We start from the raw sequence: 24899 nt of genomic DNA, 5'->3' as shown, positions 1-24899 counted from the left end.
AAATGATACAATTTTTTTACGAAAATTTACCCGAATCGGTAAACACAGAATACAAAAAATGGCTGGAAGATCTTATTCTTTCAGAAGAAAAAAAACTTGGCGAGATCAATTATATTTTCTGTGACGACGAATATTTACTCAAGGTAAATCAGGATTATTTACAGCACGATTACTATACTGATATCATTACATTTGACTATGTAAAAGGGAAGACCATAAGCGGCGAGATTTTTGTATCTTTGCAGCGCATTTCAGACAACGCTTCTACCCTATCCAGAAATTACGAAGAAGAATTACGGAGAGTTTTGGCTCACGGTATTCTGCATCTTTGCGGATATAAAGATAAAACAGAAGAAGAAGAACTACAGATGCGAGGAAAAGAAGATCATTATTTAGCAAAATACCATTAAGTTTTTTAGGAGCTTAATCCTTAATCCCGCTCTCCGCACTCGCTATTTTCTTTTTTCAAAAGAAAATGAGCTCAGACAAATGCTGCGATCGGGGCTAAATAAAGCGCAACAGAACAGATTTAAGACAATAAAATTTACAAATGTTTCACGTGAAACATTTGTAAAAAAGAGTAAAAATTAAGGCTTAAAACAAGCAAAAAAAATGATTTCAGAAATATATGATGTAATTGTAGTGGGTGCCGGTCACGCAGGATGTGAAGCAGCCGCTGCAGCAGCCAATTTAGGTTCAAAGACGCTGCTTATTACAATGAATATGCAGACCATCGGACAGATGAGCTGCAACCCCGCAATGGGAGGAATTGCAAAAGGACAGATCGTAAGAGAGATCGATGCGATGGGAGGATATTCCGGAATTGTAGCAGACAAATCTGCGATCCAGTTCAAGATGCTGAATCTTTCCAAAGGTCCTGCCATGTGGTCGCCAAGAACACAAAACGACAGAATGCTTTTCGCGGAAGAATGGCGTTTGGCTTTAGAAAATACACCCAATCTTGATTTCTTTCAGGACATGGTAAAACAGCTTATTATCGAAAATAATAAAGTTGCCGGAGTGGTTACTTCATTAGGAATTGAGATAAAAGGACGTTCTGTAGTTCTTACCAACGGAACTTTCCTTAATGGTTTGATCCACGTTGGAGATAAACAATTAGGCGGCGGAAGAATGGGTGAACCAAGAGCTTTCGGAATTACAGAACAGCTCGTTTCTTTAGGCTTTGAAGCAGGAAGAATGAAGACTGGTACCCCACCCCGCGTAGACGGAAGAAGTCTGGATTATTCTAAAATGGAAGAACAGAAAGGAGATGAAAATCCTCAAAAATTCAGCTATTTAGACACACCTAAATTAACCAAACAATTAAGCTGCCACATTGTTTATACCAACGAAACAGTACATGATATTTTACGTGAAGGTTTCGACAGAAGCCCAATGTTCAATGGTACAATTCAAAGTTTAGGGCCGAGATACTGTCCGAGTATTGAGGATAAGATCAACCGTTTTGCAGAGAGAAACAGACACCAGTTGTTTGTAGAACCTGAAGGATGGAAAACAGTAGAGATCTATGTAAACGGATTCAGTTCTTCCCTTCCTGAAGATGTGCAGATCAAAGCAATGAAACATATTCCGGGATTCGAAAACGTAAAAGTATTCCGTCCGGGCTATGCTATTGAATATGACTACTTCCCTCCTACCCAATTGAAGCATACCTTGGAAACAAAATTAATTGATAATTTATACTTCGCGGGACAGATCAACGGGACAACGGGATACGAAGAAGCAGCCGGACAAGGTCTTATTGCCGGAATCAACGCTCACAACAAAGTAAAAGAACAGGAGGAATTTATCCTTAACCGAGACGAAGCCTACATCGGAGTTTTAATTGATGATCTTATCACAAAAGGAACAGAAGAACCGTACAGAATGTTTACCTCAAGAGCAGAATACAGACTTCTTTTAAGACAGGATAATGCAGACATCAGATTAACACAAAAAGCTTTTGATTTAGGTTTAGCCAAAGAAGAACGACTAAAAAGAGTAAATGAGAAAGTCGCTCAGAGCGAAGAACTTGAAAGCTTTCTTCGGGAAACCTCTTTAAAGCCGGGAGTAATTAATCCTATTCTGGAAACTATTGAAAGCAGTCCTGTTGATCAGGCTTACAGAGCAGCTCAGATTCTTACAAGACCGAATATGACGTTGGAAAAACTGGATCAAATCGACTTTATCAACGAAGTTTCTTCTAAATTTGATGATGAAGTAAGAGAACAGGCAGAAGTGAATATCAAATACAGAGGCTATATTGAGAAAGAAAAAGAAAATGTTGCCAAACTGAACCGTCTGGAAAATATTAAAATTCCGGAAGATTTTGATTATACAAAAATCTCAAGTCTTTCTGCAGAAGCCAAGCAGAAGATGACGAATGTAAAACCAAAAACAATTGCACAGGCTGGAAGAATCAGCGGAGTTTCGCCTGCAGATATTAACGTTTTATTAGTTTATTTAGGACGCTAAAACGAAAATGTTTCACGTGAAACATTCATAAAAATACAATCAAAAATTAAGGTATTTATGAGCTTATACAAAGGTCTGAATATCTTAATTTTTAATTTTAAAGAAAAATCAAATGAAAATAAAAGATCATTTTCTATCTCAGGAAATTTTTGAAATTATTGAAACAGATACCAAAGGAGTTTTCAAGACCTCCCCTATTCCATCCAATATTTCAAAATATTATGAAAGTGAAGATTATATTTCCCACCATCAGGATTCCGGAAGTCTTAAAGAAAAACTGTATAAATTTTTACAATCCTTTAATTTGCAGTACAAAAAAAATATCCTTTTAGACCGAATCAGCAAAGGATCAAAAGTATTGGATTACGGTTGCGGAGCCGGAGAATTTGTAAAGTTTATAGAAAATGATTTCGAAACTTTCGGTTTTGAACCGGATGCAGATGCAAGAAAAGCAGCCCAGAATAAAATTTCAAAAGCTACTATTTTAGATAATATTCATTCCATTGAAGATAAAAGTCTGGACGCAATTACTTTATGGCATGTTTTTGAACATATCGAAAATCAGGACGAGATGCTCGAAATTTTCAATCGTAAACTAAAAGACAAAGGACTGTTGATTATTGCCGTTCCCAATCCTACTTCCTACGATGCGAAACATTATAAAGAATATTGGGCAGCATATGATGTTCCGAGACACATCTATCATTTTTCAAAAAAAGGTATGGAAAATCTGATTGCCAAAAAACCCAACTGGAAAATGAGAAAAATCAAACCTTTAGTTTTGGATTCTTATTATATCTCTATGTTGAGCGAAAAATATAAAAAATCAACCCTTCTTTGGCTAAAAGCAACGATCTACGGAACGATTTCTAACGTAAAAGCCCTTTTTTCGAACGAATTTTCAAGTTTGATATACATTATCGAAAAAAAGTAGAAAATCGAAATTTAAGCCATTTCTGAAGGTCAATTTTTCAGAATTTAAGCCTTGAAAATCAAAATCCCGGGAAACTCTCCGGGATTTTATTTTTATCGACTCCCCTACTCGATTTAAATTTTCAGAATATTTTTTACACAAGATTAAATTTTGAAAAAAATCAGATCAGAATTTTAAAATTTGTTAGTAAAAAGTTAGTAACTCAAAATTTGACTCTATTTTTTAAAAATTAGAAAAGTAACAATAGTTTTTAAAAACTTCAATTTTCATCCTTTTAGAATTTTGAAAATTTTAATCATTACATCATCATCATATTTTTTGATTTTTGGGCAATTTTTGAAATTAACTCAAATATGAGCAATTAAGTAAAAAATGAATCAGCAAAAATTTTGGTCAATTGTAGAAATTTTAATTCTCTGGTAATTTTCAGGATTTGAAAATTTATTCATCAATAAATCAAAAATGAAAATTGTTAATTTGTTCTTCGTATTTAAAAATTAAAAATACTGATCGTTTTTTAAGAACAATATTTAAACTTTAAAAATAATTTATAAAAATTTTAAAGCTTCCTAATAAACTTTTATATAACTAAAGATTTAAACACTTTAGTTTCTTAAATTTAATACTTAAACTGAAAAAAAATACATAAGTAAAAAAATCAAAGATTTTTCTCTTTGCAGAATTTTGTAATACTTTAAATAAATTCAATAAAGTCTTTTGTATCTTTTGCTGTTAAATTTAAAATGACTTTGAACAAGTTTAATAAAAAAGTCCGCCGAAAAAATCAGCGGACTTAAAATATATAAATTAATTTTCTTAACTGTTAATGGCAGCAACACCCGGAAGTTCCAAACCTTCCAGACTTTCTAACATCGCTCCTCCTCCGGTAGAAACATAACTTACTTTTTCTCCGTAACCGAATTGCTTCACAAACGCAACACTGTCTCCTCCTCCAACTAAAGAGAAAGCTCCCAATTTTGTAGCTTCGGCAATACTGTCTCCCAACGCAACAGTTCCTGCCGCAAAATTCGACATTTCGAAAACTCCGATCGGTCCGTTCCAAAGAATCGTTCTGGAATTTAACAATACATCATTGAACTGATCTCTAGATTTCGGACCTGCATCCAGTCCCATCCAACCTTCAGGAATTTCATAAATATCTACTTCTTTTCTGTCGGCATCATTACTGAAACTTTCAGCAATTACAGTATCAGACGGAAGATAAACTTTTACTTTATGTTCCTTCGCTTTTTCTAAAATCTCCAGTGCCAAAGGTAACTTATCTTCTTCCACTAATGAAGTTCCGATCTTTCCGCCTAAAGCCTTAATGAAAGTAAACGCCATTCCGCCTCCGATGATTAAATTATCAACTGCCGGTAAAATATTTTCTATAATGGTAATTTTAGTTGAAACTTTGGAACCACCAAGAATAGCTGTAACAGGTCTTTCACCGCTTTTTAATACTTTATCAATCGCCTGAAGCTCTTTAGCCATCAATAAACCGAAAAATTTAGTTGATGAAAAAAATTTAGCAATAACCGCCGTTGAAGCATGTGCTCTGTGAGCTGTCCCGAATGCATCATTTACATACGCATTTGCTAATTTAGAAAGCTGTTCTGCAAAAGCTTCATCGCCTTTTTCCTCTTCGTTATGAAAACGCAGATTCTCCAACAAAAGAATTTCTCCCGGCTTAAGCTCAGAAGCAGCCTTTTCAGCCTTTTCTCCAACACATTCGTCCACAAACTTAACTTCCTGTCCTAAAACCTCAGAAACCGCGTCTACGATATGTTTCAGCGAAAACTCGTCTTTAACCTCTCCTTTTGGTCTTCCCAAGTGAGCCATCAGAATTACAGAACCGCCATCTTTAAGGATTTTATCTACGGTTGGTTTTACCGCAACAATTCTCGTATTGTCTGTTACTTTAAGCTGGTCGTCCTGCGGAACATTGAAATCCACTCTTACAAGCGCCTTCTTTTCATTGAAATTGAAATCATTGATTGTTTTCATATGTACATTTTATATTTTTTCAGGTAAAGTGAACCGACTTTGAGAATCCATTGGCTTCATTTTTTCCGGCAGGTCGAGTTCATTCATTTCGTTCAAATTTTGTTTCACAAATGTAAGATTTTAAAATTTTCAGAACGATTCAAGCTTTGAAAAGTTTTCAAAAAGTTTCCCGCAGACTCATCATTCATCAATCAACATAATTTCTTTTCTCTTAAAAAAAGAAAAATGATACTGTTGTTAAGTATTGTTAGTTTAGGGGATAAATTTTAATGAAATACTTTACCACATTTAATTCTAAGCCAATTCACAACTTATATACATTGTAATCCATTGATATTAGAGTATTTCACATCGTTATTAACAATTGTGGGTAACTTTCAGAATTTACTATTATTAATAAATATTTTATGGAAAAGACTGAGAATTCTCCCCAATAACTTTGTGTAAAAAAATGTCGGATCTATGAAAGTAAAATTCCATTACAAAATTTTTCAATGTTACGAAACTTTAGTTTTAGAACTTTTTTCAACAGTTACCCACAAGCGTTTTCACAATTAACTCGCAAAAATTTAAGACTTATCCACATTATACTTAACTTTGTGTGGAATAAATCTATTAAAGGCTTAATACAAGTATTATGAAAAGAAAAATAGCAATTGCTGCAGACCACGCAGGCTATGAATACAAGGAGATTGTTAAGAACTATCTTTCAGAACGTTTTGAAATCCAGGATTTTGGCACGTTTTCCACAGACAGTGTGGATTATCCGGACTTTGTACACCCCGCTGCTACATCTGTTGAGAACGGTGAAAATGAACTGGGAATTTTGCTGTGCGGAAGCGGGAACGGCGTTCAGATCACTGCCAACAAACATCAGAAGATTCGCTGCGCACTTTGCTGGATGCCGGAGATTGCTTCCTTGGCAAGACAGCATAATGATGCCAATATGATTTCTATCCCTGCAAGATTCATATCAAAGGAAGTGGCTATCGAAATTGCTGAGAAATTCCTTTCTACAGATTTTGAAGGAGGTAGACATCAGAACAGAGTAGACAAAATTGCATTCTGCTAAAAGTATAAAGGCTTGTAAATCAATTTGCAAGCCTTATTTATTTTTTATTTTGTATATTTGCAGCGTCCAATAGAAATTACCATCTATTATTTCCATACAAGCCTGTAGAAAATTTAAAAACACATTATTAAAAGGTTTTTCTCCACTCTTCTCCATATTTGTATTAAATTTATACAAAACTAAAACTTCCGTTGTAGAATAAATGGAAGGAAAATTGATGGGTTTTTACCAATAAACTAAACTTTAAGATTTAAAAAATTTCTTGTTAAAGGATGATTTAAATCCCTCTGATCGGGAGATCAGAATTGAAAATTTAACGAATTACAAATTAAAATGGCAAAAAAAAGAAAATATATAAGTCAGAAAAATGAACATAAACTAAAGGAAATCGGAAGACTGATCCTTAGATTTATGAATGAAAATTCCACGAAAGTCTACAACTATAAGCAGATTGCAGACGGAATAGATTATAAGAATCCGAGACAGAGAGAACTTGTGATTCAGGCACTGCACAGATTGCAGGCTGCCGAAAGAATTAAAGAAACAGAAAAAGGAAAATATATTGTTAACCTTAATATCAAAGGAACGTTAACAGGAATTATCGATTTCAACCAGTCCGGTAATGCTTACGTAAAGGTAGAAGGTCTTGAAGATGATATTTTTATCCACTCCAAAAACGTAAAAGATGCTTTGCAGGGCGATAAAGTATTAATTGTAACCTATACATATAAAGGTAAAAAGCTGGAAGGCTCTGTTCTTGAAGTTCTGGAAAGAACGAGAACGGAATTCGTGGGAACTTTGCAAATCGTTCCTCATAAAGATTTTGGTTTTGTGGTTTGTGATAAAAAGACCATTAATACCGATATTTTTGTTCCTAAACCTAAATTCGGAGGTGCAGAAGACGGCAATAAAGTGATCGTAAAAATGACGGAATGGAGACCGGGAGATAAAAATCCGGAAGGAGAAATTATTCAGGTTTTAGGAGCTCCTGGAGAACATGAAACGGAGATCCACTCTATTCTTGCCGAATACGGACTGCCGTACGAATTCCCTGAAGAAGTGGAAAGAGATGCGGATAAAATCGACAGAAGCATCAATGAAGAAGAAGTTGCAAAAAGATGGGATATGCGTGAAATTACAACTTTTACCATCGACCCGAAAGATGCAAAAGATTTTGATGATGCTTTATCCATCAGAAAATTAGACAACGGAAACTGGGAAATCGGAGTTCATATTGCGGATGTTTCGCATTATGTGGTTCCGGGAACAATTCTGGATGATGAAGCTTACCAGAGAGCCACTTCTGTATATTTGGTAGACCGTGTTGTACCGATGCTTCCGGAAGTATTAAGTAATGATGTCTGTTCGCTGCGTCCGCACGAAGATAAATTCACTTTTTCAGCCGTTTTTGAGCTGAATGACAAAGCTGAAATCAAAAAACAGTGGTTTGGAAGAACGGTCATTCATTCAGACAGACGATTTACGTATGAAGAAGCGCAGGAAAGAATTGAAGGAAAAGACGGCGATTTTAAAGAAGAAATTCTTGTTTTGGATCAATTGGCGAAAATCATGCGTCAGAAAAGAATCAAAGACGGAGCGATTACTTTCGACAGAAGTGAAGTACGGTTCAATCTGGATGAAAACAACGAGCCTGTTGGAGTTTACTTTAAAATAAGCAAAGATTCCAATCATTTGATCGAAGAATTTATGCTGTTGGCGAACAAAAAAGTATCGGAATTTGTTTCTCTGAACAAAAGAGGAGAAATTTCACAAAATACTTTTATTTACAGGGTTCACGACGATCCGGATCCTGCAAAACTGGAATCTTTGAGAGATTTTGTGTCGACTTTCGGATATAAAATGGACTTAGCAAATACCAAAAAAGTAGCAGAATCTTTAAACAAATTATTGCATGATGTAAAAGGTAAAGGCGAAGAAAATATGATCGAAACTCTGGCGATGCGAAGCATGAGCAAGGCGGTTTATTCTACAGAACCTATCGGTCACTACGGATTGGGATTTGATTATTACAGCCACTTCACCTCTCCTATCCGTCGTTATCCGGATTTAATTGCGCACAGATTGTTGCAGCATTATCTTGATGGCGGAAAATCTCCGAACAAGGCAGATCTTGAAGAAAAAGCAAAACACTGCAGTTATATGGAAAGATTGGCGGCAGATGCGGAAAGAGATTCTATAAAATTCATGCAGGTGAAATTTATGGAGAAACATTTGGGAGAAACTTTCAACGGGGTTATTTCGGGTGTTGCGGAATTTGGTTTCTGGGTAGAAATCCCGGAAAACGGCGCGGAAGGATTAATCAAATTAAGAGATTTAACCGACGATTCTTACTCTTATGATGCAAAAACCCACGCCGTGTACGGAAACAGACATGGTAAAAAATATCAGTTGGGAGATCAGGTTCAGATCAAAGTGGTTAAAGCAAACCTGATTCAAAAACAATTGGATTTCAAGATTGTGGATTAGATTTTACAACAAAGAACTATATTTAGAAACTGCAAGAAATTGCAGTTTTTTTTATTTTACTTAAAATTTATTTGATGGGAAAATACTGTTTTAGATTTATAAGAAATATGAATACTGTAGCTGTTTTACTGGGCTTGCTATTATGTATTGAATGCAAAAAAAATGAACAGAAAATAGTTACTGAAAAGAGCGATCAGTCTCATTTTATAAAAGACAGCTTACCGTACAGTCCGTCTCTGAAATCAGCTTTAACCCGAATTAAAAGTTTTGATGACGGTAAAGGATCTGATGTCGATGTAATTAATAATTTTAGAATTGAAGAAAATTCATGGAAAGAAGAAATTGAAAATATTTATCTAAAACTTCATGAAAAAATCAGAAAAGATGATCCTGAATCTCTTTCTTCACTTGAAAAATACTATGAAAGGTGGAAAAACTATCTGGAATCATATTATTCCTTTAAAAGAAATTTTTTAGCGCATTATATCTATTCTAAGCAATGGATTTTTTATGTTTTCCCGAAATTGAGACAAGAATACAAAGATAAACTTATAGAATATTATGAATTGTATGAGTTTGATAAGTATTAATTGATCCGATGCTTTTCTTATTTGCTTTTTACAACATAAAAACTAACTTTGTATAAATAGATGAAATTATTTCATTGAAAACACCACTGAATGTTTGAACTTATATTATCTGCCATCGTTTTAGGATTCATGCTGAGTCTGGTTTTTATAGGACCTATTTTTTTCCTTTTAATTGAAACCAGCTTTTCGAGAGGTCCGAAACATGCTTTAGCACTGGATTTAGGCGTTATTTCTGCAGATCTTCTGTGCATTTTGGCAGCGTATTATGCGAGTGCAGATATTGTAACACTCATCGATAAACATCCCGGATTTTACAGGATTACCGCCATTCTGATCTTTGTGTATGGAATTGTGATGATGGTTACCAAAACCAAGATGCATATTCCCGGAGAAGAAAAATTCATCAATCAGAACTATTTTAAAACATTCGTCAACGGTTTTTTCTTTAATCTTCTGAATGTCGGAGTCATCCTTTTTTGGCTTGTCACCGTTATTTCGGTAAGAAATCAGTATCCGGATACCAGTAATTTCATTTTATACATCGGAATCGTAATCGGAACGTATCTCTTTATCGATCTGGTAAAAATATTCCTTGCAAAGCAATTTCACGACAGACTTACCCAAAAATTAGCCAACAGAATCAGAAGAATTGTTGGCGGAATTCTCATCATATTCAGTTTCTTTATTTTCTTGCAGAGCTTTAAAAAATTCAATCAGTTCGATAAAAGACTGGAAGAAGCAGAGAAAACCGAAGTAAAATACAAAAAGACAAATGAATAAAACAATCTTTCCAAAATCTCTGAAAAAAGGCGATAAAATAGCCATTATTTCTCCTGCGGGAGCCGTAGAATCTTCCCAGCTTGAAAAGGGAATCGAAATGATTAAAAGTAAAGGTTTCGAACCCGTTTTGGGAGAACATCTTTACACGAAATATGCAAACGGATACAATTACGCAGGAACGGAGCAGGAAAGATTAAAAGACATGAACTGGGCGCTCAACGACAACGAAATTTCCGCAGTCTGGGCTTCAAGAGGCGGTTACGGTTGTCAGCACCTCATTCAGCATCTTAATCTTAAAAACTTTGCCAAAAATCCAAAATGGTATATTGGGTATTCAGACAATACCGTAATCCAGAGTTATCTGCTGAAAAAAGGGTTTGCATCGATTCACGGACAGACTGTAAAAACATCGAGCTTTGGCGTTACCGAAGAAAGCTACGATCTTATTTTTAATGTTTTAAAAGGAAAACCCCTTAAATATACCCTTTCCTCTCATCAGTTCAATAAAAAAGGAAACGTTGAAGGACAGTTGGTCGGTGGAAATTTAGCCTTGATTTATGCGCTTTTAGGAACGAAATATTCCTTTGATTTTAAAGATAAAATTCTTTTCATTGAAGATATCGGCGAAAATTTTTATGCTCTCGACAGAATGATCATGAGTCTTGAATTAGCCGGAGTTTTTAATAAAATTTCAGGTTTGATTATCGGCGGAATGACCAATATGGGCGATGAAAAAGAAAATAAACAATACGAAGAAAGCTTTGATGAATTTGCCTACAAGTTAATTGCCGACAGAATTTCAAAGTACAATTTCCCAACAGCTTTCGGTTTCCCGAATGGACACATCAAAGACAACAGACCGTTGATTATTGGTGGAAATGTGAGATTGGAGGTTAAGAATAAGGTTAAGATTGAGTTTTAAGATGAATCTATTATTTCTCCGAACTTTAGGAATGTACATTGTTTTCTTTAAATCTTTAATGAAAGGGGAAAAATTAAGCTTAAAGGAGATTTGGAATAAGAAGGAGGAATATCATCTGACTTTGTATGGAATAATTTTTTGGATAATTATATTGATTGTTAGTTTTTCAACAGTGATTTTTTTTATAAAGAATAATCTATCGATTTAATGGCAGATCACAACGATTTTGGTAAAAAAGCAGAAGAATTGGCCGCTGAATATTTACAGAAAAACGGTTACAAAATTTTGGTAAGAAACTTTCGATACCAAAAAGCAGAACTGGATTTGGTTGCCGAAAAAGATAGTTTAATTGTAGTCGTTGAAGTAAAGGCACGTTCAACCGATGTGTTTAATCTTCCACAGGAAGCCGTAAACAAACGAAAGATTAAGTTGATTGTTTCGGCTGCCAATTATTTCATGGAAGAATACAATAAAAATCAAGAAGTACGATTTGATATCATTTCCGTTCTTCCTGACGAAAATAAAAATCTGATGATCGAACATATCATCGATGCTTTTGAAGCATTTGACGCCAACTGATTATGCAGAATATACATTGGGAAACAATATACAGCACTGTAGGATACGTTTTAAAGAATTATCCTTTAAAAATTGTTCTTTTCTGCTTCCTTTTCCTTGTTTTAGGTTTGCTGATAAGTTCCTTTCTGGTCATCATCCTAAAAAAATACAAAGCTTTATCGCGCAGCCAGAAATACTACAACTGGTTTGTTAAACTTTATATTCCTGCCATTTTTATTGTCAACATCGTTTTTTCTTTAAAAATTGGATTATTTTGTGGAGTGTATTCTGCATTAAAGAAAGACAGTTATTCTATTTCCGAGCAGGTCTATAATTCCAGTACATACTATATCTTTAAAGACAACAGGTCTAAAAAAGTTTTTATTGAAGATCTCAGAAAAGTTGTTAAAGATCTCAGTCAGAAAAATAACAACGCAAAGATTAAAGTCATTGATATCGCGAAAGCATACCACATTAAAAATGATATGATAGATCTTCCAAAAAACTGGATGGCTTCCATGTTTGTGAATCGTTATGGAGATAAAATCTATTCATTCATTATATACGGAATTTTGGATTCCGTTCCCAATGGAGGCATTACGAATGAGATTTCTTATGGAGAGTTTAATACGATATCAGAGAAACTTGTGGTACTTAACCCTGAAAATATTGAAAAATCCATCGTTCAGAAAATTCAGAATCTGTTCTTAATGATTTTAAAATCGCAGTTTAAGACCATTTTAAAAGGAATTTTATTGATTTGGGTGCTTTTAATGTGTATTCCGTGGTTTGAATTTTGGATCTATACACTTCTGATGAAAAGATTAAAAGACCATAATACAATTCAAAAATAAAAAGTAAAAATGAAAACAATATTTATCACCGGAGCAACATCCGGAATCGGAAAATCTACCGCCGAACTTCTGGCAAAACAGGGAAACAGAATAATTATCTGCGGAAGAAGGTCTGAAGTTCTGGAAAATGTAAAAAATGAACTTTCACAATATACCGAAATATTTAGTTTAAAATTTGATGTCAGAAATCTGGAAGAAGTGGAAACGGCAATCAGTTCTCTACCTTCAGAATGGAAAAATATTGATGTTTTAATTAACAACGCCGGAAATGCTCATGGATTAGATCCTTTGTCTGCCGGAAAAACGGATGATTGGGATTCTATGATTGACGGAAATGTGAAAGGACTTCTGTATGTTTCTAAAATGATTATTCCCGGAATGAAAGAACGAAATTCAGGACATATCATCAACATCAGTTCCGTTGCAGCGAGACAGACATACGCAAACGGTGTGGTCTATTGTGCCACAAAAAAAGCAGTAGATGTTATTTCCGAAGGAATGCGTATTGAACTTACGGAATTCGGAATTAAAGTAACGAATATTCAGCCGGGAGCTGTAGAAACAGATTTTTCGATGGTAAGATTTAAAGGAGACAGCGAAAGAGCTGCAACGGTTTACGCCGGTTATGAACCTCTGAAAGCGGAAGATATTGCAGATTCCATCGCTTACTGCGTCAATGCTCCGAAACACGTCTGTATTTCGGATATGACGATCTACCCTTCTGCTCAGGCGGAACCGAGAACCATTCACAGAAAGCCTTAATCTGATTTTTTTCAAAATGAAACTTTTACCTTTATTACTGTGCTTTTCTTGTATTTTCGGTTACTCACAGAAATATTCTAAAGAGGAAAAACAACTCCTTTCTCAGACGGTAAAACTGGATTCTCTTATACAGAATAACGATTCCAAAGTTTTAGATTTGTTCAAAGATGATGTCTCTTTCGGACACTCCAATGGATGGATTCAGAACTATTCGGATTTTAAGAGAGATTTCAGCTCGAAAAAAGTCATTTATGATAAGATTGAACAGATTGAAATTTCTGAGCTTAAAAAAGATAGAAATATCTGCTCACTGAGAAGAAAAATAAAAGTTTCAGGAACCTACAAAAGCCAGAAATTCGAAATGATTCTTGCATTGCTGGAAATCTGGAAAAAGGAGAAATCGGTCTGGAAACTCTGGAGCAGGCAAAGTGTGGAAGTGAAACAGTAAAAAAATTTTGAAATAGTAAAAAATTTTGTTATATTTTTGTAACTTTAAAAATAATTGAAATATTATTAATTATATGATTTTCAGTTGATTATATGAAAAGCGAATTAATAAATGATCTCGATATTTTAGACTTTGCAAAAAATTGTGATGGTTTTGATGTTAAATTATTTGATAAAGAGAAATATGGGGTTATTCAGGTTTATGAGAATGAAAATCAGCCCGTATTATTTTTAAAAGAAGTTGAGTCTTTTGATTTTGAAACGTTAAAACAAATTGCTGAAATCCATAAAATTTGCTGGAATTTTCAAAAAGTTCTTTTTTTATATGTTTATTCCAAAACGGAAATCCGAATTTACAATTGTTCTGAAAAACCGTTTGTATATAACGAAAAAAACATTGAAGAAAAACAGTTTAAAGACAAGTTAGTAAATCTTGAATTTTATTCTTGTAAACAAACGGATAAACAAAAACTCAATTTACTCAATATCATTTTTTCGAGAATTGCGATTGATACTGGTTTTATTTGGTCTTCCGATGAAGCTATTGAAATCAGAAAAAAACTAAATCTTGAAAAAAGAGTTGACAAATATCTTATTGATAGCCTTATAAAAACGGCAAATGCTTTAGAAAAAAAAGGATTAAAGAATAAGTTTATCATTCATAAATTGATAATGCGTTCTCTGTTTTTGTTTTATTTGGAAGACAGAAAAGCAACGCCAATTGAGCTTTATCAACAATTTTCACCGAAAGCAACTTCATTTTTTGATATTTTAGATGATGTTGAAGCTACATACAATCTTTTTGAGAAATTAGCCGATGATTTCAACGGAAGTCTTTTCAATTTTGAAGAAAAAGAGAAAGATTTGGTTACAAAAGAACATTTAGGATTGATTAAAAACTGCTTTTTTGATGGTTATCAAGATGAAGCTAATCCAGTTTTATTTCCTGATAAAAAGTTATTCGATTTTAGCATTATTAGAATCGAATTATTAAGTGAAATTTATGAAAACTTCTTATCAAAGTTAGATAATAAAAAGAAAAAGGATTCTGGAACATTTTACACGCCACCTTCGTTGGTTGAGTTGATTTTAAATGAAAGACTTCCAACAGATAAAGATAAAACAAATTATCAGGTAAAAACTTTAGATCCAAGTTGTGGTTCTGGAATTTTCTTGGTTCAAACTTTCAAAAGATTGGTTAAGCGTTATGAAAATAAACATAACGAAAAACTCACTGATTTTACTACTTTAGTAGAAATACTTAAAACCAATATTTTCGGAATTGAACTGGACTCCAAGTCTATAAAAGTTGCTGCTTTTAGTTTGTACTTAGCTTTGTTGGATAATCTCGATCCCAAAACAGGATGGTGGAACAAAACCATTCAGTTTCCTTATTTAATAAATGATCCTGACGATAAAAGTCTAAAGGAACAAGGAAATAATCTTTTCAAGAGAGATACAATTTCAGATTTATCAGATATTACAGAGTTACAAAACTTTGATTTGGTGGTTGGAAATCCTCCTTTTGGAACAAAAAATTTATTGCCTACAATAAAAGCCTATTGTAACAAGGAGAAATTTGCGCAAGAAATGGTTTTACCATTCTTACATAAATCAACATTTTTAGCACCAAAAGGTAGAATTGCTTTGATTTTCAACACCAAGATTTTAACCAATACAAGTGGAACTTATCAGAAATTTAGAGAATGGTTGTTTAATAACAATTATGTTGAGAAACTATATAACTTTTCAATTTTACGAAAAGCCCCAAAATTTTCTGGGGGTCAACTTTTTGGTTCAGCGGTTGGTCCGATAAGTATTGTTTTTTATCAAAAAGAGGAACCTGAAAATCCAAAAGATACAATAACTTATTATGCTCCTAAAACCTATATCAAAAATGATATTTTAGAAGGAATTATTATTGATTCTTCTGATGAAAAACACTTACCACGAATGGAGTGTGAAAAACCAGACACTAAAATCTGGAAGATTGCAATGTGGGGAAGTTATTTTGATTTTGAATTGATTGAGAAATTAGATAAAAACTTTGTAAGCCTACATAATTATGTAAAAGCGAATAAAGAAAACTGGGATTTTACAAAAGGAATAATGGCAGATAGCTTAAAACCTGAATTTATTCCGAGCCATATAATTTCTCCAAAATTGGTAGAAAGATATTTATCTGTAAATAATTTATTGGTCCCAAATAGTAAGTATTATAGAAAGATTGATAAAAAATTTATAAAACCACCTTTTTTAGTTTTTAAAGAAGGTCAATCAAACAAAAAGTATTGTGCTTCAATTATTGAGAATGAAGAATATTTTACAAATTCACTTTATGGGTTTTATAATAATGGTGATTTTAGAAACTCTAAAGTACTATGTCTTTTTATGAATTCTAACTTTTCGGACTATTTTTTATCTATTTCCACTTCTACTTGGGGAATTGAAAGAGAAAGAATAAACCTTAATGAATTAGTTACTTTACCGGCAGTTATTGATAGATTAGAGGAATCTCAAATTGATTTTTTTTCGAATATTTATGATAAGATAGTTAAGATTAAAAAATCGGATGATTTAATTCAGGATATTTCCCATTTAGAAAAAGAAATTGATCAAATTATATATAATGATATTTTAAAACTTACAGATGATGAACAAATTATCATCCAAGATACTTTGGATTACAGTTTAGATTTATTTGAAAAAAAGGAAGAATCAAATGCTGTAAAGCCTGTTTTTGATATTGATCATTACATCAACAGAATTACCAAAGAACTTAATGATTGGTTGGATGATGTAGATTTAAAAGTTTCGGCAACAAAATATTTAAAAGATAAGAACTGTCCGTTATATATGTTGAAACTATCTTTTGGAGATGTGCAGAAAGAAACATTTGAATCAAAAGAAAATGTTAAAAAAGAACTTAAAATTTTGGATCAAAAACTGTGGAATGAAGAATCGAAAAATCTTTATTTCAGAAAAAAATTAAATTACTATGACGGAGATGATGTGTACATTATAAAACCAAATCAGAGAAGATTTTGGAGTCAAACTGCTGCAATGGAAGACAGCAAAACTTTGTTGATTGAAATTCTTAATATGAAAAAGTAATGGCAGGAAATTTAAATCCTTCAATATTTTTAGATATTCAAGACATTTTCAAAAAAAGATGTATAACTTTATTTATTGAAGCATATGATAATTCTATTTCAGATGAATCAATTTCTTTAGATTTTGATGAGAATGATATTACGGCTATTCTTCACAGTTACATTGATAAAAATCCTAAAAGAGAAAAATGGGAAATTTCAACAAATGTAGAAAATCATTTATTTGATAAATCCGTACCTTTTAAAAAAGGATTCTCAGCAAAACTATCTCGTATTGATATGAGGTTTACTCAATTTTGGCAGGCAAAAGAATACAGATATTATATAGAAGCTAAGAATCTTAAAGCAAATAATTCTAACTTAAAAAGAAGATATATTTCAACAGGAATTAATAATTTCCTTCAAGGTGGAAAATATCAAAATTGTGACGGATTTCTTGTTGGTTATGTTCTTGAAGGCACAATAAATCAATGTATTGAAGGAATTAATAAATTGTTGAAAAAAGATAAGAGAGAAAAAGAAATGTTAAATGAAGAATATATTTCTATACACAATGAAAAACAACTTTTTCATTTATTTTTTGATTACACAGATTTAACTTTAAAAAGATTAAATCTAATAAAACTTTTATAAAATGAAAATTCTATATCTCGAAACCTCGTCAAAAAACTGTTCTGTTGCCATCTCCGATAACGAAAAGTTATTGTGTGTAACGGAAGAAGTTTCTGAAAACTACAAACAGTCTGAAAGTCTGCATACTTTTGTAGAATGGGCTTTGGAAGGAGCCGGAATTTCCATGAAGGAAATTGAAGCCGTTTGTCTGGGGAAAGGTCCCGGTTCGTATACCGGATTGAGAATTGGGGCAGCTTCTGCAAAAGGTTTCTGCTACGGACTGAAAATTCCTCTGATTGCGGTAAATTCTATGGAAAGTATCATAGAGCCCTTTTTAGACCAAAACTACGATTTGATAATACCAATGATCGATGCGAGACGAATGGAGGTTTATACAGCGGTTTATGACGGAAAAACAGGCAGAGAAATTTCTGCAACCGAGGCTAAAATTCTAGACGAAACTTCTTTTGAAGAATTTAAAGATAAAAAAATCCTTTTTGCAGGAGACGGAGCCAAGAAAGCAAAAGAGATTTTACAGCTTCCGAATGCCATATTTGATGAAAATATCTATCCTTCTGCAAAATATTTAGTAAAAAAAGCACTTGCAAAAATAGAGCGGAAAGAATTTGAGGACATTGCTTATTTTGAGCCTTTCTATCTCAAAGATTTTCATGGAGTAAAGAAAAAAAATAAAAGCGAAGAGTAGTTCTTCGCTTTTATTTTTATTGTGGTTTTGCAGGAACTGTATTCACAGGAGGCTGCTGATTGTTATTTTGTTTTTTGGGCGGCTTGTTTCCGCTGTTGTTCATCGGCTGACTCTGCTGAGGATTATTCATCATATTATTTCCCTGCATTTGCGGCGAAGTGCCGATTCCGTTACTCTGCTGCTGCACCGGCTGTTGCGGAACATTGTTTACCATATCTCCCGGATTTTGAGGCACCGCATTTCCTTTATTATCGGTAGCCTGAAAGCTCAGGTCACTTTTCAGATAATTAAGCATTTCCTTGGCTTTTTCGCCTTCAGGTGTTTTACCGTAATTCAGGGCAATCTGTTCCAGTTGAAGAATCATCACCTCTTTCCCACTTGCTTTTCCTGAGTTAAATGCATTCAGCAAATATAATTTCGGAACCAGGGCATCCTTCGGATTTTGCTGGATCGCTTTTTCAATGAGATCTTTACTTTCCCCGAACTTCTCAGATTCATAGAGGGCAAATGCCTGTTTGTACTGGTTTTCCACATCTGCGGAAGATTTTACGAAAGAACTGCTTTTAGGATTTCTTGCAAATTCTGCATACGATGTGTACGGATAATCTTTTAAAAGGATTTGTTTTGCTCTTTCGGCAGCCTGTGGATTTTTTTCATAATTCATTGCGAAAATCTCATACAAAGCCTGCAACATTACTTTTTCTTCAGGTTTTACATCCACCAGATCATACAGAGTTTTTGTAGCTAAAGGCGTATTGGTAAAATAGTTCTGATACATAACTCCCAAACCTAAAGAAGCGGTATCTCTGTCTTTTTTAAGCTGATCCAGTTTTGCAACATCCGTCGGAATCTGCTCTATGTAGAAAGCCGGTTCAAAACGTCTCGGATTTGGCGCGGCAGTGGTTCCTAAAGCATCATTTTTAAGATCTTCGATTGTTGCCATTTTCTTGGAAAAACGCCAGTTGTCTACCAAAGCTCTGTCTCCCCAGGTTTGCTTAAAGGTTTGGGTTCCTTTGGAAACCGTCCCTGTATTGCTGAAATAGAAACCTTTGGTTGCCACCCCGAAATCTTCGAAAGAATTTGAGCTGTTGGCAAATATGGATGTTGAACTGTAATCTCCCGTATCAAAACCTTTGGATCTTTCTGCCCGTTTTCTTTCCAGTTCTTCTCTTTCCTCTTTGGCTTTAATTTTAGCAATATATTTATTGAAGAAATCTGTTTTCTGATCCGGAGCCATTTTTGCCAGATTCAGAATACTGTCGTTCTTTTTGATCAGATAATAGTTTCTTGAAATCTTTTTGATGTACGTAGACTGATCTGCCAAAAGGACTTTAGAAGGTTCGTAAGTCATTACCGCCAAAGCAGAATCATAATAAGCTCCGGCTCCGATGTAATCATTTTTATCCAGATATCCTTTTCCGATTTCATAGTACGCAAGACCCCGAATTTGCCCGTCAGACACTTTTTCCTTCAGAGATTTTCTGAAAAATTCCTGAGCTTCCTCCTTCTTTCCGGCTTTGTTCGCCATGAGTCCCAAAGCATAATAAAATTCGTTCTTTCGGGAGCCGTAAGTTCCTTTTTTACTGATGTCTTCAAGGTATTTTCTTGCTCCGCTGTAATCTCCGTTTCCGTTGAATGTTTTGGCAATTTCGATCTGGGATTTTACCTCAAATTCAAAATCATTGGCGTATTTGTAAGCAGCCATAAAGCTTTCGCGGGCTTTTTCATTCTGGTTAAGACCTTCCAGAACCTGCCCTCTCAGATAAGCGATTCGGCTTTTCAGCTTTCTGTTGCTGTTCAGTTCAAAAGCATTATCCAATTCTTTTATGGCTTCTTCTTTTTTTCCTGCATCCAAAAGAGATTCTGCATAGTAAATACTTAGTAATTTCTCATATTGCTTGGAAATTTTGTCACCTTTCAGTTTGGCAAAAGTTTCATGGGCTTTATGATAATTTTTGATCTGATCATACGCTAAACCCTGATAAATTCTTGCCAGAGGAAGTCTTTTATCATCCTTCATGTGCGTAAAAACATAATTCAGTGCATCAAGTGCTTCCAAAGATTTTCCCCTGTAAATTCTCGCCTGTGCAAGAATCATGTACGCATCGAAAATCTGTTTGTTCTGCTCTTCACCATGTCGGATCACAGAATATTTGTTGATCGCTTTTAAAGCCTTTGCTTCTGCGATTTCCAATGTTGTAGCCCCTTTCTGCTCCGGCTGACCGGAGTCTCCTGTAGCCATTCCTGTTGCACCCGACATCGGATTTCCGGGCATTCCTGAAGGCATTCCGGGAGGACGGCCGCCACGAGAATCGGTATTTTGCTGAGGACGGTTGATCTCTCCCATTTTCATGGAGTTTTCTGCAAATGCAGCAGACTGTCCCAGATCACTTCCCAAAGGCTGATCTTCATACGTAAGAATCGGGATATAAGGCGCATAAAAATTGTCTTTATGCCCCTTGTCGCGGGTCTCAAACTCATTATTTAAAGCATCTTTTGCATTAAATAACGTGTTGTAATATGTGGTAAATCCTTTCATAAACTTAGACCGCTGTTCAGGCTTTTTTACCTTTGTGGCGCATGAAGCAACGATACAGAGTATCAGAAGGAATAAAATATTCTTTTTCATTATTAAATATAACTCGCTAATCTACTTTTTATTATCAGTAGGATTGATGATTTTGTAAAAATAATAAAATTTTATGGGGAAACTCGTTATATTTCTTTCAAAATTTTGTAAACCAAATGAGTAGGAAGTCCCATGATCGTATAATAGCTTCCTGTTATTTTTTTGATTTTTGCCATTCCGAGCCATTCCTGAATACCGTAGCTTCCGGCTTTGTCGAAAGGTCTGTAATTTTTAATATAATATTCTGTTTCATCATCTGTGATTTCATCCAATTCCACATCAGCAACATCGGTCTGTGTGATGGTTTTATCTGAGGTTTTTATGGTAATTCCGGTGTACACCTGATGAGTCTTTCCGGAAAGAAGCTGAAGCATCTGTTTAGCTTCCTTTTCATCTGATGGTTTTCCCAGAAACTGATCATCAATGGCTACAACGGTATCTGCGGTTAACAATACTTCATCTTTTTCAAGACTTCGGAATGCATCTGCTTTTAATTCAGATAAATAAGCGGCAGACTCCCCTACTTTGATGTGTTCGGGAACAATTTCTTCACAATCAATCTTTACGACTTCAAATTCAAACCCTAAACTGGTTAAAAGTTCTTTTCTTCTCGGAGATTGTGATGCTAGTAATAATTTCATTTACAGTAAATTAAGTAGATTGTGTATCATCGTCGTCGAACCAGTTTCCCTGAACTTTCATCACCTGCTCGATGACGTCTCTTACAGCTCCGCTTCCCCCTTTGATGGGCGAAATATAATCGGAAATGGCTTTTATTTCGGGAACTGCATTTTCCGGACACGCAGAAATGGCAGAACTTTTCATGATCTGAAGATCCGGAAGGTCATCCCCCATTGTTAAAATTTCATCGTACTTCAAATGATTTTTTCTTCTGAAATCCTCAAAATCTGCCATCTTATTGTGGGATTTTGCATAATAATCTTCAATACCCAGGTAATTGATTCTGTGTTTTACCATTTCATCATTTCCTCCGGTGATAACTCCGATTAAATAATTGTTTTTTAATGCTTTAACTACGGCGTATCCGTCCAGAACATTCATTACCCTGCACATATTTCCTCCGGGCATCAGATACACGCTTCCGTCTGTAAAAACGCCATCTACGTCGAATACAAACGCTTTAATATTTTTTAATTTCTCTTTATAACTCATACATTTTCTGAATTGAGTGATTCATTGTCTTATAAATTTCCAGACTTTCTCCAAGCAGTAATTGTTCGTGCAACTCCAGTATTCTTTTGTCGTTCCTTACTGCGGGACCGGTCTGGGCAGATCGGGGCTCAATTTCGTAAATTTTTTGTACAGTTTCATCAATCAATGGTAGAAAATAACCAAAAGGAATTTCCTGCGAATCTGAAATTTCTTTAGCCCTTGTAAAAAGATGATTTACAAAATTGCAGGCAAAAACTGCGGTAAGATGGATGTATTTTCTTTTTTCATGGGTACTTTCCATCACGTTTTCTGAAATATTCGAAGCAATTTCAAAAAGTGTTTTTTTATCCTGCTCGTTTTCTGTTTCGATAAAAAAGGGAATTTTAGAATAATCAAGCTCCTTCGATTTTGAAAAGGTCTGCAAAGGATAAAAACTTGCCTTCCGATAATCTCCTTTTAAGCTTTCTTTGGGTAACGATCCGGAAGTATGAACAACAAGACAGTCTTTTATGGGAATCATTTCTGAAACCTCTTCAACGGAGTTATCACTTACGGCAATGATGTATAAATCTGAATCGACTAAATTTTTAGTTGAATAAGTGATTTCTAATTCTTCGGAGATTTTTTTTAATTTCTCCTCATTCCTTCCAAAAATCTGAGCCAAAGGAATCTTATTCTGAACGAATGCTTTTGCCAGATGATAGGCTACATTTCCTGAACCGATAATTACAATTTGCATAAAACAAATATAAGTTTTTGCAATGATTTGGAAGAGGAAACTTAGTTCTTATGATCAGAATTAATTCATTTTAAATTTTCTAAAACAGGATTTAAAAATAAATATTTTACAGTTGCTTTTTAATATACGGATCAATATTTCAATAATAAATGTCCTGTGATAATGCAATTCGAAGAATATAAGGTTATCCTTTAAAAAGAAGATGATCGACAGGTTTAAAATAATTCTTATTTTTAGTTTTGATATTTGGACTAAAAATTGAAGGAGTAATTTAACTTTCAGTTATTTTTGTAATCCAAAACAATGAAAGCATCCTATGAAGATTAAAGACACGGAAATTATTTCGTTGATGCAAGATCCGCGAACTCAGGAAAAAGGAGTTCGTGCACTGATGGATGCTTATCAGAGTAGATTGTATTGGCACATAAGAAGAATTATTGTGGACGGAGATCTTGCGCAGGACACTTTGCAGGAGACTTTTATTAAAGCTTATCAGAATTTTCATCAGTTTAAAAATGACAGCCAGTTGTACACATGGCTGTACAGAATCGCCACCAATGAGGCGCTGCAGCAGATCAACAAACTGAAGAAAATGCAGAAAACCGATGAAGATCCCGAATATCATATGCAGAATCTTATTGCAGACAATACAGACGGAGATGCAGAAGAGATACAGATTTTGCTGCAGAACGCCATACAAAGTCTGCCGGAAAAGCAGAAACTGGTATTTATGATGCGGTATTATGATGATTTGCCTTACGAAGAGATATCTAAAATTGTAGATATGTCCGTAGGAACATTAAAAACAAATTATCATTATGCCAAACAAAAGATAGAAGAATACATCAAAGAGAATTACGAAAGATAATTTTTGAGAAAAAACAGCATGAAAGATTTTGATCTGGAAAAATTGGAACGCAAAAATATATACAAAGTCCCCGAAAATTTGTTTGAAAATATTCAGGGAAAGGTATTGAGCGGAATGAATGATTTTGATCTGGAGCAATTAGAACGTAAGAATATTTACACCGTTCCTGAAAAATTATTTGAAACCGTTCAGGATAATGTTGTAAAGCGTGTTCTGCCTGTAAAAAAAGCACCGATTTTCAAACTTAACTGGGCTTATGCAGCTGCGGCATCGCTTGCCTTGATTTTTGGAGCGACTTTTGTTTTCAACAACGGAGATTCTGCAGATCAGGTACAGCAACAGGTTACAGCAAACAATCAGGAGCCTAAAACTGAAAGCCAGATTGCTTATGAAACCTTAAAATCTGATTTAACTTCTGTTGAGAATAACAATCAAACAGTTAGCAGTCAGGACAACAATAAGTCTTTAGCGAAAGAAGAAAAACCGGCTAAGACGACAGATGAAGCAAGACCAAAATCTTCACCATCTGTTTCGAAACAAAATGAGGCTCAGATGAACGAGTACCTGGATTCCTTCTCAAATTCCGAAATTTCGGAACTGGCAAGCAATTCTACACAGGACGTTTATTTGGACTTATATAATTAAAAGAAAATGAAAAAGATATTATTTACGCTTTTTATTATCTATAGTTTTGGTCTGAATGCCCAAAGGACAGATTATGACTGGAAGAAGATGGATCCTAAACAGAGAAAGGAGATCATCAATAATCTTTCTCCTGAGGAAAGAAAGAATCTTCTGATGAAGTTCAGGAATAATATGGTGATGGATAATCTGGATATTGATCCCAGTGATAAGGAAGAGTTTACCGATATTTATAATGAATATCTGGAAAGCCAGAAGCAGATAAAAAGCCAGTTTAATTCTGATTTTAACCCTGAAAACTTATCGGATGAAGAGGCAAAAGCCAAGCTTCAGCAGAGTTTTGAAGTAGGGCAGAAGCTGCTCGATAACAGGAAGAAATATGCAGACAAAATGCAGAAAGTAATACCATGCCAAAAAGTTTTGAAGCTTTTCCAGTCTGAGGGAATGATGAGAGATAAAATGAACGAAAGAAAACCTCACGGAAATAATGGCAGTAATAACGCTTCAAGACAAAACCCATAATAGTTTA

Annotated in this window: 23 protein-coding genes; 18 read left to right on the top strand and 5 right to left on the bottom strand. The window is 34.3% G+C overall.

Going from position 1 to position 24899, the window contains the following annotated elements; translation table 11 throughout:
* Nucleotides 1-2 precede the first annotated feature (2 nt).
* From ybeY to DD829_RS01395, 3 genes are all read left to right on the top strand, one after another.
* A complete protein-coding gene (gene ybeY / locus DD829_RS01405) occupies nucleotides 3-410 on the top strand; it encodes an rRNA maturation RNase YbeY (protein ID WP_076391051.1) in 408 nt (135 codons plus the stop codon).
* Between the two features lie 202 nt (nucleotides 411-612).
* On the top strand, nucleotides 613-2475 hold the full coding sequence (gene mnmG / locus DD829_RS01400; protein ID WP_108408672.1) for a tRNA uridine-5-carboxymethylaminomethyl(34) synthesis enzyme MnmG: 1863 nt from the start codon (nucleotides 613-615) through the stop codon (nucleotides 2473-2475).
* Nucleotides 2476-2587: 112 nt separating this feature from the next.
* Nucleotides 2588-3409 carry a class I SAM-dependent methyltransferase gene (locus DD829_RS01395; protein WP_108408673.1) on the top strand — a complete coding sequence of 274 codons (822 nt, stop codon included), beginning with the start codon at nucleotides 2588-2590 and terminating at the stop codon, nucleotides 3407-3409.
* Between the two features lie 816 nt (nucleotides 3410-4225).
* On the opposite strand, the gene DD829_RS01390 is transcribed toward DD829_RS01395, so the two are convergent.
* The gene (locus DD829_RS01390) at nucleotides 4226-5416 is read right to left on the bottom strand and encodes a phosphoglycerate kinase (RefSeq protein ID WP_108409317.1); all 1191 of its coding nucleotides are present in this window, start codon (nucleotides 5414-5416) and stop codon (nucleotides 4226-4228) included.
* Between the two features lie 637 nt (nucleotides 5417-6053).
* Here DD829_RS01390 and rpiB point away from each other — a divergent pair.
* From rpiB to tsaB, 12 genes are all read left to right on the top strand, one after another.
* Nucleotides 6054-6488 carry a ribose 5-phosphate isomerase B gene (gene rpiB / locus DD829_RS01385; protein WP_108409318.1) on the top strand — a complete coding sequence of 145 codons (435 nt, stop codon included), beginning with the start codon at nucleotides 6054-6056 and terminating at the stop codon, nucleotides 6486-6488.
* A 333-nt stretch (nucleotides 6489-6821) separates the two neighbouring features.
* Nucleotides 6822-8975 (top strand): ribonuclease R, encoded by a 2154-nt coding sequence (gene rnr, locus DD829_RS01380; RefSeq protein ID WP_108409319.1) that lies wholly within the window; start codon nucleotides 6822-6824, stop codon nucleotides 8973-8975.
* Nucleotides 8976-9082: 107 nt separating this feature from the next.
* Nucleotides 9083-9565 (top strand): hypothetical protein, encoded by a 483-nt coding sequence (locus tag DD829_RS01375; protein WP_123906778.1) that lies wholly within the window; start codon nucleotides 9083-9085, stop codon nucleotides 9563-9565.
* Between the two features lie 90 nt (nucleotides 9566-9655).
* Nucleotides 9656-10345: a LysE family translocator gene (locus DD829_RS01370; protein ID WP_076391058.1), complete on the top strand. Its 690-nt coding sequence runs from the start codon at nucleotides 9656-9658 to the stop codon at nucleotides 10343-10345.
* Nucleotides 10338-11267: an LD-carboxypeptidase gene (locus tag DD829_RS01365; protein WP_108409321.1), complete on the top strand. Its 930-nt coding sequence runs from the start codon at nucleotides 10338-10340 to the stop codon at nucleotides 11265-11267. The genes DD829_RS01370 and DD829_RS01365 overlap by 8 nt, the downstream gene beginning before the upstream one ends.
* A gap of 207 nt (nucleotides 11268-11474) precedes the next feature.
* On the top strand, nucleotides 11475-11846 hold the full coding sequence (locus DD829_RS01355) for a YraN family protein (protein ID WP_087706665.1): 372 nt from the start codon (nucleotides 11475-11477) through the stop codon (nucleotides 11844-11846).
* Nucleotides 11847-11848: 2 nt separating this feature from the next.
* Nucleotides 11849-12679: a hypothetical protein gene (locus DD829_RS01350; protein ID WP_108409323.1), complete on the top strand. Its 831-nt coding sequence runs from the start codon at nucleotides 11849-11851 to the stop codon at nucleotides 12677-12679.
* Between the two features lie 9 nt (nucleotides 12680-12688).
* Nucleotides 12689-13441 (top strand): SDR family NAD(P)-dependent oxidoreductase, encoded by a 753-nt coding sequence (locus tag DD829_RS01345; RefSeq protein ID WP_108409324.1) that lies wholly within the window; start codon nucleotides 12689-12691, stop codon nucleotides 13439-13441.
* Nucleotides 13442-13457: 16 nt separating this feature from the next.
* Complete coding sequence (locus DD829_RS01340) at nucleotides 13458-13889, top strand: nuclear transport factor 2 family protein (RefSeq protein WP_108409325.1); 432 nt, start codon at nucleotides 13458-13460, stop codon at nucleotides 13887-13889.
* Between the two features lie 92 nt (nucleotides 13890-13981).
* Entirely contained in the window at nucleotides 13982-17002 is a 3021-nt protein-coding gene (locus tag DD829_RS01335) for a class I SAM-dependent DNA methyltransferase (RefSeq protein ID WP_116547458.1), read from the top strand.
* On the top strand, nucleotides 17002-17634 hold the full coding sequence (locus DD829_RS01330; protein WP_116547457.1) for a hypothetical protein: 633 nt from the start codon (nucleotides 17002-17004) through the stop codon (nucleotides 17632-17634). Before DD829_RS01335 ends, DD829_RS01330 begins: the two co-directional genes overlap by 1 nt.
* A gap of 1 nt (nucleotide 17635) precedes the next feature.
* Nucleotides 17636-18319 (top strand): tRNA (adenosine(37)-N6)-threonylcarbamoyltransferase complex dimerization subunit type 1 TsaB, encoded by a 684-nt coding sequence (gene tsaB, locus DD829_RS01325; protein ID WP_116547456.1) that lies wholly within the window; start codon nucleotides 17636-17638, stop codon nucleotides 18317-18319.
* Between the two features lie 16 nt (nucleotides 18320-18335).
* Here tsaB and DD829_RS01320 read toward each other — a convergent pair whose 3' ends face one another.
* From DD829_RS01320 to DD829_RS01305, 4 genes are all read right to left on the bottom strand, one after another.
* Nucleotides 18336-20948: a tetratricopeptide repeat protein gene (locus tag DD829_RS01320; RefSeq protein WP_108410090.1), complete on the bottom strand. Its 2613-nt coding sequence runs from the start codon at nucleotides 20946-20948 to the stop codon at nucleotides 18336-18338.
* A gap of 86 nt (nucleotides 20949-21034) precedes the next feature.
* Complete coding sequence (locus DD829_RS01315; protein WP_076391066.1) at nucleotides 21035-21589, bottom strand: Maf family protein; 555 nt, start codon at nucleotides 21587-21589, stop codon at nucleotides 21035-21037.
* 10 nt (nucleotides 21590-21599) lie between these two features.
* Nucleotides 21600-22121 carry a KdsC family phosphatase gene (locus DD829_RS01310; RefSeq protein ID WP_076391067.1) on the bottom strand — a complete coding sequence of 174 codons (522 nt, stop codon included), beginning with the start codon at nucleotides 22119-22121 and terminating at the stop codon, nucleotides 21600-21602.
* Nucleotides 22111-22860 (bottom strand): Rossmann-like and DUF2520 domain-containing protein, encoded by a 750-nt coding sequence (locus tag DD829_RS01305; RefSeq protein ID WP_108410089.1) that lies wholly within the window; start codon nucleotides 22858-22860, stop codon nucleotides 22111-22113. Before DD829_RS01305 ends, DD829_RS01310 begins: the two co-directional genes overlap by 11 nt.
* Before the next feature lie 316 nt (nucleotides 22861-23176).
* Here DD829_RS01305 and DD829_RS01300 point away from each other — a divergent pair, with 316 nt between their 5' ends.
* Genes DD829_RS01300 through DD829_RS01290 form a run of 3 tightly spaced genes read left to right on the top strand, consistent with a single transcriptional unit; the run spans nucleotide 23177 to nucleotide 24892 of the window.
* A complete protein-coding gene (locus DD829_RS01300) occupies nucleotides 23177-23728 on the top strand; it encodes an RNA polymerase sigma factor (protein ID WP_076391069.1) in 552 nt (183 codons plus the stop codon).
* Between the two features lie 18 nt (nucleotides 23729-23746).
* Nucleotides 23747-24373, top strand: a complete 627-nt coding sequence (locus tag DD829_RS01295; RefSeq protein WP_228408098.1) for a hypothetical protein — start codon at nucleotides 23747-23749, stop codon at nucleotides 24371-24373.
* 6 nt (nucleotides 24374-24379) lie between these two features.
* Nucleotides 24380-24892: a hypothetical protein gene (locus tag DD829_RS01290; RefSeq protein ID WP_076391070.1), complete on the top strand. Its 513-nt coding sequence runs from the start codon at nucleotides 24380-24382 to the stop codon at nucleotides 24890-24892.
* Nucleotides 24893-24899 lie beyond the last annotated feature (7 nt).

It is taken from the genome of Chryseobacterium sp. HMWF035, assembly GCF_003094695.1.
Lineage (GTDB): Bacteria > Bacteroidota > Bacteroidia > Flavobacteriales > Weeksellaceae > Chryseobacterium > Chryseobacterium gambrini.
Note: the sequence above shows the minus strand (reverse complement) of the source record. Positions and strands in the feature narration are given on the sequence as shown.